The 12405-nt window shown below is 62.4% G+C and carries 11 protein-coding genes and 2 tRNA genes; 11 read left to right on the forward strand and 2 right to left on the reverse strand.

From position 1 onward, the window contains the following. Window positions 1–6 precede the first annotated feature (6 nt). A complete protein-coding gene (locus NKH54_RS19590; RefSeq protein ID WP_353028764.1) occupies window positions 7–3843 on the reverse strand; it encodes a caspase family protein in 3837 nt (1278 codons plus the stop codon). 401 nt (window positions 3844–4244) lie between these two features. After that, window positions 4245–4319, reverse strand: a tRNA-Thr gene (locus NKH54_RS19595). A 150-nt stretch (window positions 4320–4469) separates the two neighbouring features. On the opposite strand from NKH54_RS19595, the gene NKH54_RS19600 reads away from it, so the two are divergent. From NKH54_RS19600 to NKH54_RS19650, 11 genes are all read left to right on the forward strand, one after another. Continuing rightward, entirely contained in the window at window positions 4470–4664 is a 195-nt protein-coding gene (locus NKH54_RS19600; RefSeq protein WP_352667874.1) for a hypothetical protein, read from the forward strand. 142 nt (window positions 4665–4806) lie between these two features. Beyond that, entirely contained in the window at window positions 4807–6099 is a 1293-nt protein-coding gene (gene murA / locus NKH54_RS19605) for a UDP-N-acetylglucosamine 1-carboxyvinyltransferase (protein ID WP_023727782.1), read from the forward strand. Between the two features lie 167 nt (window positions 6100–6266). After that, on the forward strand, window positions 6267–6701 hold the full coding sequence (locus NKH54_RS19610; protein ID WP_023692404.1) for a DUF2948 family protein: 435 nt from the start codon (window positions 6267–6269) through the stop codon (window positions 6699–6701). Between the two features lie 134 nt (window positions 6702–6835). Next, a complete protein-coding gene (hisD, locus tag NKH54_RS19615) occupies window positions 6836–8128 on the forward strand; it encodes a histidinol dehydrogenase (protein ID WP_352544002.1) in 1293 nt (430 codons plus the stop codon). A 6-nt stretch (window positions 8129–8134) separates the two neighbouring features. Continuing rightward, on the forward strand, window positions 8135–8620 hold the full coding sequence (locus tag NKH54_RS19620; RefSeq protein ID WP_023669283.1) for a UPF0262 family protein: 486 nt from the start codon (window positions 8135–8137) through the stop codon (window positions 8618–8620). Further along, a complete protein-coding gene (locus tag NKH54_RS19625; RefSeq protein WP_081725519.1) occupies window positions 8608–9072 on the forward strand; it encodes an arsenate-mycothiol transferase ArsC in 465 nt (154 codons plus the stop codon). Before NKH54_RS19620 ends, NKH54_RS19625 begins: the two co-directional genes overlap by 13 nt. A gap of 185 nt (window positions 9073–9257) precedes the next feature. After that, on the forward strand, window positions 9258–9476 hold the full coding sequence (gene infA / locus NKH54_RS19630) for a translation initiation factor IF-1 (RefSeq protein WP_006200926.1): 219 nt from the start codon (window positions 9258–9260) through the stop codon (window positions 9474–9476). 19 nt (window positions 9477–9495) lie between these two features. Then, window positions 9496–10122, forward strand: a complete 627-nt coding sequence (locus tag NKH54_RS19635) for a Maf-like protein (RefSeq protein WP_023747220.1) — start codon at window positions 9496–9498, stop codon at window positions 10120–10122. Continuing rightward, the gene (yacG, locus tag NKH54_RS19640; protein WP_023669280.1) at window positions 10119–10310 is read left to right on the forward strand and encodes a DNA gyrase inhibitor YacG; all 192 of its coding nucleotides are present in this window, start codon (window positions 10119–10121) and stop codon (window positions 10308–10310) included. Before NKH54_RS19635 ends, yacG begins: the two co-directional genes overlap by 4 nt. A 214-nt stretch (window positions 10311–10524) precedes the next feature. Beyond that, a tRNA-Phe gene (locus tag NKH54_RS19645) sits at window positions 10525–10600 on the forward strand. Window positions 10601–10813: 213 nt separating this feature from the next. Continuing rightward, a complete protein-coding gene (locus NKH54_RS19650) occupies window positions 10814–12112 on the forward strand; it encodes a tyrosine-type recombinase/integrase (RefSeq protein ID WP_352667879.1) in 1299 nt (432 codons plus the stop codon). Window positions 12113–12405 lie beyond the last annotated feature (293 nt).

Raw genomic sequence — 12405 nt, forward strand, 5'->3', positions numbered from 1 at the left:
CTCGGATTAATGCAACTCGGCCAGCAACGCCTGTGCCTCGGCGAGGTTCTTTTCGGAACCGGCGGCGAGATCGTCCATCTTACGCTCGCGGAAGACAACGAGCGCGTCCTGGCATGCGGCGATCGCTTCCTGTGCCATCGCCTTGTCCTTGTGGGCGGCGCCCAGATCGACCAGCACGTCGCACAGGCTGTCCTGCGTGAAGGCGACGGCCGGCACCGAATTGATCTTCTTTTGCACGACGATCGCCTCGCGCAGGACCAGCACCGCCTCCTCGAAATGCCCGACATTGTTTTCGGCGCGGCCGGCCATGGTCAAGGCATAGCCCATCTCGTTGCGCGCATTGGCCCAACGTTCGGGATCGCGCTCGCGGCCGATCTGCTCGGCAAGCGCCCGGTTGACGACAATCGCCTCCTCGTACAGCTCGGCCGAAGGCTCGCGGGCCGCGATCATGCTCAGCGTCTGCGCGAGACTGGTCTGGGTGGTGATCCAAAGATCGGAACCGCGGGCGATCGTGCGCACCGTGGCGAGGTCGCGGTAGATCTGAGCGGCTCGTTTCAACGTTGCAACATCATTCGTCCAGTAACCGAGGCTCGACAGACCGCTGGCCAGATTGTTCTGGTTGTTCTCCCAGACCGACAACGCATTCTCGCGCGTTACCACGCTGAGCGCTGCGTCATAGGCGGCAATCGCGCGGGTGAGCAACTCGACGTCCTTGCCGTCCGCGGCCATCAGCAAGGCATTGCCGATATCGCCCTTGGTGCGCGCCCATTGCAGGCGGTTGGGAAAACCGTCGTAGATCCGCGCTGCCGTCTCGAAGCTCTGCACGGCCTTGGCGTAGAACGTGGCGTCGCCACCAATCCGGCCCTGGCTGTAGAGGGCAAAGCCGAGGTCGTAATTGATATTGGCCCACTCCTCCGGGTCGGCGTCCTTGGAGTAGGCGGGGAGCGCGGCTTCCAGCATGTCGGCTGCTTGCGCCAGCAAGTCCAGGTTGGATGTATTGTCGCCCAGGATCGACAGGGTCTGGCCGAGCACGCGCCGCGTCTGGCCGATCTCCGTGACATCACCGCCTTTCGTCTGCCCGTCGAGCGCCGCCCGCAGCGCGTCGACCGATTGCTGCAGCAGTTGATCGTCAGAGGCCAGCTTGCCTGACATCATCAACGCGCAGCCGAGGCGGAATTCCGTCTTGGCCCAATTGGCTGGGTCCTTGTCGCGGGTGCGAACCCTGAGCACCTGACCGTAGACATCGATCGCCTGCCGCAGGGTCGAGATGTCCCCCGCGCGTTCGCCCCAGTTCGACAGCGTGCCTGCAAGGCTGTAACCAATCGAAGCGAACTCGCCCGGCGCGGCGGTTGCGGTATAGACCTCCCATGCCTGACGATACGCGGTCACCGCCTGAATGTAGTAATCGGTTCCCGTATCGAGATCGCCGAGCGTGTCGTTGACCGATCCCAGATTCTGCTGCAGCGAAGCCCAGTCAAGCGGCAGTTTCTCACGCGGATATTCGGACAGAGCGGCCTGGTACGCGGTGGCTGCCTGCAGCAGCAGTTCCTTGTTCTTCTGCTTGGCGCCGAGGCGCTGCAAGGCGTTGCCGAGCGTCAGCTGGCCGTTGGCCCAGCTCGCCGCGGCGTGCTCGCGCGTCCAAACCGTAAGCGATGCCAGGGCGGCGTCGCGCGCCTGCTCAAGCGTGGCGACATCGCCGTTAATGGTTCCGATCGATTCCAGCGCCGTGCTCAGATTATTCTGGATTGTCGCCCATTGCGCCGGCGCGCGTTCCCTGGTCATCTCCTCAGCCGCCGCCTGGAAGGCCGCGACCGATTGCTCAAGCGTCGGTACATCCTTTTCGCGCGCGCCGAGGCTCGCCAGAACGACACCCAGATTGATCTGGCTCAATGCCCAGTCGAGCGGTACGCGATCCCGGCGATATTCTGTCAGCGCGGCGCGATGCGCCGATATCGCTGCGCGAAAGCTGTCGCTCGTCGGCTCGCGCTCGCCCAGTTCGGACAGCACAACGCCCAGATTGTTCTCGGTCGCCGCCCATTCGAGTGGTAGTTTTTTCGACCCCTGAACCTCAAGCACCGAGCGGAAGGCGGCGACCGCCTTTTCGAGCAGCGCGGTGCCGTTCTCGCGCCGGCCGAGCTGCCAGTAGACCGCGCCTAGATTGCCGAAAGTCCTGGCCCAGTCGTCCGGATAGGCGTCGCGCGTGTAGACGCTCAGCGCTTGCTCAAAGGCGGCTGCCGACTTGTCGAGATTGTCGCGGCCGGCCTCGCGCTCGCCCAGTGTCGACAGAGTGATTGCGATATTGTTTTCGGTGGCCGACCAGCGGATCGGCGCGTTTTCGCGCGTCACATAAGTCAGGCTCTTTTCATAGGCCGCGACGGCCTGGAGCAGAAAGGCGTTGTCGCCCGAAAAAGAGCCGTGCGCGGAGAGCGCCTCGGCTTCCGCTGACTTGTAGGTCCAGGCGTCCTCGTCGCTCCATTTTTCTACCTCGTCATAGGCCTTGGCGTAATCTTGAGCCGCCTTCAGATAGTCAAAGGACAGTTCATAGGTTTGCGCACTGCTGGCGAAAACCTCCGCAAACTCCTGCCGCCGTGCCTTGATGTCGGCCTCCGCCTGATCGACAGTCGTTGACAGTTCGCCGACGCGCGCCTTGGCCTGCTCGTGGAATTTTTTGGCGGCCTCGAGCGCGCCCTCCCGTACCGCCTGTTCGGCGAGCCTGGTCAGCCTGACGATCTCCGGGTCCTGGCTCTTCAGCGCGGCCTGCTCGGCCAGCACCTGTTTCAGCCGCTCGGTCTGGCCGCGCAGCAATTTGTCGAGTTCGGCCGGATCCTTGGGTATGTCGACCCCTAGCGCCTTCAGCATGGCGTAGAGCCCATCCATCGGCACCTTGCCGTCACGCGCTATGGTTTCGATCTGGCGGCGCTCCGGATCGGGTAGCGTCGAGATGGTCAGCAGGAGCTGGCGCCGCTCCCTGAGGATTTCGCCCTCATCACCTTTCGGCGCCTCGGCGGGGATACCGAAATAGAGCAGCCGGCGCAGGCTCTCATTGACCCAGGGCCGCTGCTGGCCATTGGTCTTGAGATAGACCTCCTCGCCGATCATGCGCAAAACGGTGCCGAATTCCTCGCCGCCCATCGTGTCGATGTGGCGCAGGATCGCTGCCGCATAGGGGCTGTTGCCATCGGCCGGACCGTCCAGCGCAACCTTGCCGGGCTCGGCGGCAAAGGCGATGACCTGGCCGAGGCTGCCGTCGACCGAGCCCTTGGCGTCGGCGCCGCCCTTCAGGGAAACCACGCCGCGCGTTTCCCCGAGACCGTCGGCGCCGATCGGCTTGCCTTCGTCGCCCGGCGCCAGCTTCAGGAGCGTGCCCGGCGGGAACGGATCGTTGCGGCAGGCGTCCAGCAGAACGATGGTGACCGGCACCTTGGCCTTCAGTTCGGCGACGATGGACGACAGCGGCACCAGCTTTTCGCCGGCATTGTCGAGCGCCGAGATATCGGCATCGACAGGGACCAGATAATTCTCGCCGCCGGCTTCGATGCCGTGGCCGGAATAGTAGATGATGGCGACATCGGCGCCCTCGGCATCGTCGACGAAGCCTTCGAGATCGCGCCGCAATTTGCGCGCGTCGCGGTTGGTGGCGACATTGGTCTCGAAGCCGAGCCTGTCGAACATCTCCTCGATGGCGCGGGCGTCGTTTTCCGGATTGGGCAGTTTGCCGACGTGCTGGTAGTCGGACTGACCGATGATGAGCGCGACGCCTTTCAGCGCCTTCGGCTCTTCAGCCAAAGCGGGGCCAAACGCGCATAGGCACAGCGCCAGTGCCGCAGCAATTGCCGCGCACATGCGCCCTGTCGCACCTGCCGTTCGCCCAAAGAGCATTCTCTACCCCAAAACCCAACGCTATCTTCCGCAGGCGAGATGGCATCATGATGGCCGGCCGATGGCAAGTCCTTGGGCGAGCTGTGTACTTGTCGTGGATATGCGTACGAGGCGGCTGGCTTTCAGCGTGCGAGCGGTAGTGTTCAGCATGCCGGATACGGCCAGTCCGGCCTGTTCATGAGTTGACAGGTCCGGACTTGTTGAGCAGTCGTCCGGCCCCGTAGAGCCTCTTTCTCTCAATGTTTCCGGGCGAGGGGGCCACGGTTGGATACGCGGGATTGGCACTTTTGCGTCAGCCGGCTTTTTTGGTCCGCAACGAGACCCCGACTTCGCGACTGCATCTTTTAAAATCAAAGGGAATGAACTGGTGCTGCGAGAGAGGATTGAACTCTCGACCTCTCCCTTACCAAGGGAGTGCTCTACCACTGAGCTACCGCAGCCGCTGATGGCGGGGCTTCTGCCATATAGAACCGGCAAGCGCAAGGCGTCTGTGAAAGGCTTTGCCAGACAAGTTTCGCTGACATGGCGGCGCCACAATGCTAGCTATCCCTTGAACGGCAGGCCCTGCCAGTCGCGGGCGGGACGGAACGATGGACGACAAGACAAATCCACCGAAAAAGGCTGATCCGGCAAAAAAGGACGGGACTAACCGCAAGGACCGTCTGGCCGAGCAGTTGCGCGCCAATCTCATGAAGCGCAAGACGCAAGCGCGTTCGCGGCGCACGGGTGACGCTGACCAGCGCCCGGAAGGCCTGGCGGCTGCTGAAAAAATGCACAAGGACTGACCGATATCAGCCACACTGGCCGGTCACCTTGGCCAAAGGAGCTCAGAAATCCTATTTCTTGAACCAAGCCGGCCAATGGTCTAGACGGGCCGATACGCAAACTGACGAAAACCGGCCTTTCGGGCCGAGGGGACATTCTCTCATGGATCGCATCAGAATTGTCGGCGGCAACAAGCTCGCCGGAAGCATTCCGATTTCGGGCGCGAAAAACGCCGCTTTGCCGCTGATGATCGCCTCGCTGCTCACCGACGACACGCTGACGCTGGAAAACGTGCCGCATCTGGCCGATGTAGAGCAGCTGATCCGCATTCTCGGCAATCACGGCGTCGACTATTCGGTCAACGGCCGCCGCGAGAAGCAGAATGAGGGCTATTCGCGCACCATCAATTTCTCGGCCCGCAACATCGTCGACACGACCGCGCCTTACGAGCTGGTGTCGAAGATGCGGGCATCGTTCTGGGTGATCGGCCCGCTGCTGGCCCGCATGGGCGAGGCGAAAGTGTCGCTTCCCGGCGGTTGCGCCATCGGCACGCGGCCGGTCGACCTGTTCCTTGAAGGCCTGCAGGCGCTGGGCGCCGACATCGATGTCGACACTGGTTATGTGCTGGCCAAGACCAGGAACGGCCGCCTCGTCGGCAATCGCTATGTGTTCCCGAAAGTCTCCGTCGGCGCCACCCATGTGCTGATGATGGCGGCGGCGCTCGCCAAGGGCGAGACGGTGCTGGAAAACGCCGCCTGCGAGCCCGAAATCGTCAACCTCGCCGAATGCCTCAACGCCATGGGCGCAAAAATTTCCGGCGCCGGCACTCCAACCATCACCATCGATGGCGTCGAATCGCTGTCGGGCGCGCGCGTGCGCGTCATCCCCGACCGCATCGAGACCGGGACCTATGCCATGGCTGTGGCCATGACCGGCGGCGATGTCGTGCTCGAAGGCGCCCGCCCCGAGCTGCTGCAGACCGCGTTGGATGTGATTGCCCAGACCGGTACCGAGATCACGCCGACCAATTCCGGCATTCGCGTTAAGCGCAACGGCGCCGGCATTTCGCCGGTCGACGTCACGACGGCGCCCTTTCCGGCCTTCCCGACCGATCTGCAGGCGCAGTTCATGGGCCTGATGACCATGGCCAAGGGCAAGTCGCGCATCACCGAGACCATCTTTGAAAACCGCTTCATGCATGTGCAGGAACTGGCCCGGCTCGGCGCCCACATCACGCTGTCCGGCCAAACGGCGATCGTCGACGGCGTCGCCAAGCTGAAGGGCGCACCCGTGATGGCGACCGATCTGCGCGCCTCGGTGTCGCTGGTCATCGCCGGTCTGGCGGCCGAAGGCGAAACGACGGTCAACCGCGTCTACCACCTCGACCGCGGTTTTGAGCGGCTGGAAGAAAAGCTCTCCAATTGCGGCGCGGTGATCGAGCGGATTTCGGCTTGACCGCACGGCAGTTGCTTCAGACAGACAGGCGTCTGGTGCTGCCTCCATTCACCGCCAACACTTCAAACCCGAGGCGCTAGCCTCGGGTTGAATTTGTGTCGCGGTTGCACCGACCGGAAAGACCGCCTAACAGAAGGCTGAAACCAACTTTCAGGTGTGCATTCGGCATGGCAGCCCTCAAACTCATTGCGCTCGACGATCAGGATCTGAGCATCGTCTCGGCTCACGTCCAGGACGCCGTGATGAAGGTCTCGGATCTCGAATACCTGCCTTCGGCCAAGCGTTTCATATTGACCATGAACCGCTTCGTCTGGGAGGCGAAGTCCGGGCTGTTCAGCCAGCACAATGAGCGGCGCCAGGCGGTGTTGCATTTCGACCGCGTGCTCGGTGCCAAGACCAGCGGCATTGCCCGCGATCGGCCGGCCGAGGTGCTGTCGCTTCTGGCAATCAGCTTTATCGAAATCAGCAAGCCGGCCGGCATCGTCGAATTGGTCTTTTCCGGCGGCGGCGCGATCATGCTCGACGTCGAATGCATCGAGGCGCGGCTTGCCGACATAGGCGGCGCCTGGGAAGCGACCTCGCGTCCGGTGCACAGGGTGTAGAGCATGATCCCAAAAAGTGGGTGCCGGTTTTTGTTGGACAAAACGGGAATCGTTTGTCCAGAGATCATGCTCCAACAAAGGGTTAGATCGTGATGAGATTTCAACCAAGTCTCATCACGATCTAGACGCAGCCGATGGCCATTACGCTTATCCAGTCCGATGCCGGTTTCGAGCAGCGTTTCGCCGCCTTCCTGACCACCAAGCGGGAGGTATCGGAGGACGTCGACACTGCCGTGCGCGCCATCATTGCGCGGGTTCGTGCCGAGGGCGACGCTGCCCTGGTCGACTACACGCTGAAATTCGACAAGGCCGACCTCAATAGCCTCGGCATCGCCGTGTCGAAGGACGACATCGCGCAGGCCTACAAAGACGCCGATCCGCAGACGGTCGAGGCGCTGAAATTTGCCCGTGACCGCATCCGATCCCATCACGGGCGACAAATGCCCAAGGACGATCGCTATACCGATGCCGTCGGGGTCGAGTTGGGTTCGCGCTGGACGGCGATCGAGGCGGTCGGGCTCTATGTGCCGGGCGGCACGGCAAGCTATCCAAGCTCGGTGCTGATGAACGCCGTGCCGGCCAGGGTGGCGGGCGTCGAGCGCATCGTCATCGTCGTGCCGGCGCCGGGCGGCATCATCAATCCGCTGGTGCTGGTGGCCGCCGATCTAGCAGGCGTTTCAGAGATTTACCGCGTCGGCGGCGCGCAGGCGATTGCCGCCCTTGCCTATGGCACCGAAACGATCCGGCCGGTCGCCAAGATCGTCGGGCCCGGCAATGCCTATGTCGCCGCCGCCAAGCGCCAGGTGTTCGGCACGGTCGGCATCGACATGATCGCCGGACCGTCTGAAGTGCTGGTCGTGGCCGACGGCAGCAACGATCCCGACTGGATTGCCGCTGATCTTCTCGCTCAGGCCGAGCATGACGTGTCGGCGCAGTCGATCCTCATCACCGACGATCCGGCCTTCGGCAAGGCCGTCGAACAGGCGGTCGAGCGGCAGCTGCAGAGCCTGTCGCGCGCCGAGACGGCGGCTGCCAGCTGGCGCGATTTCGGTGCGGTGATCCTGGTGGAGACCATCGAGGCCGCGCTGCCGCTGGTCGACCGCATCGCCGCGGAACATGTGGAACTCGCCATCGACGATGCCGAGGGCTTCCTGGCCAGGATGCGCAATGCGGGTGCTGTGTTTCTGGGACGCCATACGCCCGAAGTCATCGGCGACTATGTCGGCGGCTCCAACCACGTGCTGCCGACGGCGCGTTCGGCGCGCTTCTCTTCGGGCCTGTCGGTGCTCGATTTCGTCAAGCGCACCTCGATCCTGAAGCTCGGGCCGGTGCAGCTGAGAGCACTTGCGCCGGCGGCGATTGCGCTGGCCAAGGCGGAAGGCCTCGACGCGCATGGCCGCTCCGTCGCCATCCGGCTGAACATGTAGGCGGCGATGGCGGACGGCGATCAAACCCGCGCAAGGCTGATCGATGTCGAGCTCGACGAGTCGATCGGCCGTTCGACGCCCGATGTCGAACATGAGCGCGCGGTGGCGATCTTCGACCTGATCGAGGAGAACAGCTTTCAGCCGGTCAATGATGACGGCGCCGGGCCTTATCGGCTGAAGCTGTCGCTGGCCGAATCCCGGCTGGTGTTTGCGGTCGCCCGAGAGGATGGTGCTGATGTCGTCACCCATATCCTGTCGCTGACGCCGCTCAGGCGCATCGTCAAGGACTATTACCTGATCTGCGAAAGCTACTACGACGCCATCCGATCCTCGACGCCGAGCCATATCGAGGCGATCGACATGGGCCGGCGCGGCCTGCACAATGAAGGCTCGCAGACGTTGATGGACCGGCTGGCCGGCAAGATCGACATCGACTTCGACACGGCGCGGCGGCTGTTCACGCTGGTCTGCGTGCTGCACTGGCGGGGTTAGACCTGACTGGGGCGCCCCGCTCGATACTGTTCTTGTGCGGCATGAACGCCGTGCGCTCACCGATGGCCGAGCAGCTGGCGCGGCGCATGCTGCCGCCGGCCACTTTCGTCGCCTCTGCCGGCGTGCACAGGGGCGAGCGCGATCCGTTCGTCGACGCGGTGCTGGCCGAAGAGGGCCTGACGCTGGGCGAGCGCCAGCCGCGCTCGATGGACGATCTCGAGGACGATTATTTCGACCTGATCGTCACCCTGGCGCCGGAAGCCCACCACGCCGCGCTCGAACTCACCCGCTCGCTTGCCGTCGACGTCGAATACTGGCCGATGCCGGATCCGACCGATGTCGGCGGCAGGCGCGAGCAGATCATGGCCAGCTATCGCGACGTGAGAGAACGGCTGAAAGCGCGCATCAGCCGACGTTTTCTGCTTCCGGAGGTAAAAAACGCGGCGGATTGATGCATGTCGCTCAAAAGCGGTCCCGGTTTTGAGACAACGACATGCATAAAACGAAAGCTTGGAGCGCGTCGCATATGACGCGATCTAAGCGTGTTCACAAGCGCACGATTATCATATAGGTTCCGCCGAAATTCCGGCCTGGGCGCTCCAGGGCGCAGGAACTGCAATCCAAGCAAAGGTATCGAATGCCGAAGGAAGAAGTCCTCGAGTTTCCGGGTGTCGTGACGGAATTGTTGCCCAACGCGATGTTCCGGGTGAAGCTCGAAAACGAACACGAGATCATCGCCCATACGGCCGGCCGCATGCGCAAGAACCGCATCCGTGTGCTGACCGGCGACAAGGTCCTGGTCGAGATGACGCCCTATGACCTGACCAAGGGCCGCATCACCTACCGTTTCAAGTAACAGTCCGGCGCGAACCGCGATGAGCATCCTGCAGAAGCTCGTGCTTGCCTCTGGTTCGCCGCGCCGGATCGAACTGTTGCAACAGGCCGGCATCGAGCCGGACCGCGTGCTGCCGGCCGATGTCGACGAAACGCCGCTGCGCGCCGAACATCCGCGCTCGCTGGCCAAGCGGCTGTCGAAGGAAAAGGCCGAGAAGGCTCTGGCCTCGCTGAAAAGCGAGGAAGACTATGCGCCGGGCTTCGTGCTGGCCGCCGATACGGTGGTCGCGGTCGGACGCCGTATCCTGCCCAAGGCCGAGACGCTGGACGACGCCGCCAATTGCCTTGGACTGCTTTCGGGCCGTTCGCACCGGGTCTATTCCGGCATCTGCCTGATTACGCCGGGCGGCAAGCTGCGCCAAAGGCTGGTTGAATCCAGGGTTCGCTTCAAGCGGCTGCCGCGCGAGGAGATCGACGCCTATGTAGCCTCCGGCGAATGGCGCGGCAAGGCCGGCGGCTATGCCGTCCAGGGTCTCGCCGGGTCGTTCGTCGTCAAGCTGGTCGGCTCCTACACCAACATCGTCGGCCTGCCGCTCTACGAGACGGTGGCGCTGCTTTCGGGCGAAGGCTTCAAGGTCCACACCAGCTGGCATACCGCGCGGCCATGAGCCTGGACGATAAGGTCACACCACTGCGCCCGAAGCGCCCCTGCCCCGAATGCGGCAAGCCGTCGGCGCGCGAGACCTATCCGTTCTGTTCGAAGCGCTGCAAGGACATCGACCTCAACCGCTGGCTGAAGGGCGCCTATGTCATCACCGCGCGGGATGACGAGGACGAGAGCGACGAGCCGAAGTAGGGTTTGGGCGGTGCCGGCCGCGCAATTCCACTTCGCCGACCTTACGCAATTGCTGCTTTGCCGGCGTCGGTATTGTCTGCGACAATTGCCCCGGAAAATCAGCGCTTAGGCGCTGGACAGGCCGGATTCCCGTGCTATAACCCACGCGCTTTCAAGGGGTGCCCCACGGCGCTTTCCTGAAATCCGGTCAGGCGATGTCTCGTTTCCCGGCGAGGCCCAGATAGCTCAGTTGGTAGAGCAGCGGACTGAAAATCCGCGTGTCGGTGGTTCGAATCCGCCTCTGGGCACCATCCCCCCTTCTCCCGGCACTCCCTTTCACCGAACCTTCTACGCTGCAGCTTCTGCAACCGCTTGGAATTGTTGGTCTTTTGCAGTCGCATTTGCGCGGTTAAGCGGGACACGGAGCGCTTCAGGAGCATTTGGTCCAACGAGGCGAGGGGATGGTATTTCCGTTGGTATTCGACATCCTGATGGTATCGAAACAGCCAAGGGAGACCTGACGAATGCCCCTCTCCGACGTGAAATGTCGAAATGCCCGCCCTGCTTCCAAGCTCGTGAAATTATCTGATGGGGGCGGGCTTCAGCTATGGGTACAGCCCACGGGCTCTCGCCTCTGGCGGCTCGCCTACCGCTTTGACGGCAAGCAGAAACTGCTCGCGCTGGGCAGCTATCCCCTTATCTCTCTCGCCGAGGCACGGGAGGCGCGCGATGACGCTAAAAGGCTTCTGCTAGCTGGCGTCGACCCTGGAAAGGAACGCAGCTTGCGGAAGGCCGATTCGGCAAAGGACTCCTTTCGCTCAATAGCGGACGAATATGTTGACAAACTAAAGAAGGAGGGACGTGCCGACCGGACGATCAGCAAGGTCAAATGGCTGCTCGACTTTGCCTATCCGATAATCGGCGACAAGTGCATTCGGGAGATCGACCCGGCCACCATCCTTACCGCCCTCCGCCGCGTGGAGGTTCGCGGTCGATACGAGTCGGCCAGGCGACTGCGCTCCACGATCGGCAGCGTGTTTCGATACGCAATCGCGACCGCACGCGCCGAGACAGATCCGACCTTCGCCCTCAGAGGCGCACTCATCAGTCCGACGGTAACGTCTCGCGCCGCGATTACCGATCCGAAGGCCTTGGGCGGTTTGCTGAGGGCGATCGATGCATTTGACGGACAGCCTACAACCCGGGCCGGTCTGATGCTGATGGCGCTGCTGTTTCCCCGCCCCGGGGAGCTTCGCGTCGCTGAATGGGAAGAGTTCGATTTTGAAAGCTCGGTGTGGACCATCCCTGAAGCACGCATGAAAATGCGACGGCCGCACCGCATACCCCTATCAAAGCAGGCGATCAGCGTCCTGACTTCACTCAGGGAAATTTCTGGTGGTGGATCGCTGCTGTTTCCTAGTGTTCGATCGGCTTCACGTCCGATTTCCGACAATACGCTAAACGCCGCACTACGTCGTATGGGTTACGGCAAGGAAGAAGCTACCGCGCACGGCTTTCGAGCAACGGCATCAACTTTGCTGAACGAATGCGGCGAGTGGCATCCGGACGCGATAGAGCGGCAGCTGGCCCACATTGAGAACAACGACGTTCGGCGCGCCTATGCCCGGGCAGAGCACTGGGAGGAGCGCATCAACATGATGCAGTGGTGGGCCGATTATCTGGATGAACTCAAGAGCAAAAACCCGCGGGTGAACTCAACCGAGGGACGCCGCAAGCCTGCTGTCCATACAATAACGCGACCATCCACTTTGAACCAAACAGCGGCCGTTCATCAAAGGCCGATACAAGGGAAATCATACTGACCGTCGAAAAACGCCGAAACTCGTCGCCAAGTCGTAGGCCCGGAGGGGTCAACTTTCTTTCCAGGACACTATTAAGGTTAGCGGATGATGACGGTTGGTTTGGGGCCGCATGCGGTCTGACCGCTTATAGAATTTTTGGGGATAGATGCCGTTTCGACGACGCTCAAAATTATGCTTCGTTCGATCACGTTGCGCATTGACCCCTTTCGACACCGCGAGTTGTCAACAACGTGCGACGCGAAGCTGCTGCTGTCTCCGAGGTCGCGAACCGCAACTTTTCTGGATCATGTTCG

It is taken from the genome of Mesorhizobium sp. M1004, assembly GCF_040318795.1.
Lineage (GTDB): Bacteria > Pseudomonadota > Alphaproteobacteria > Rhizobiales > Rhizobiaceae > Mesorhizobium.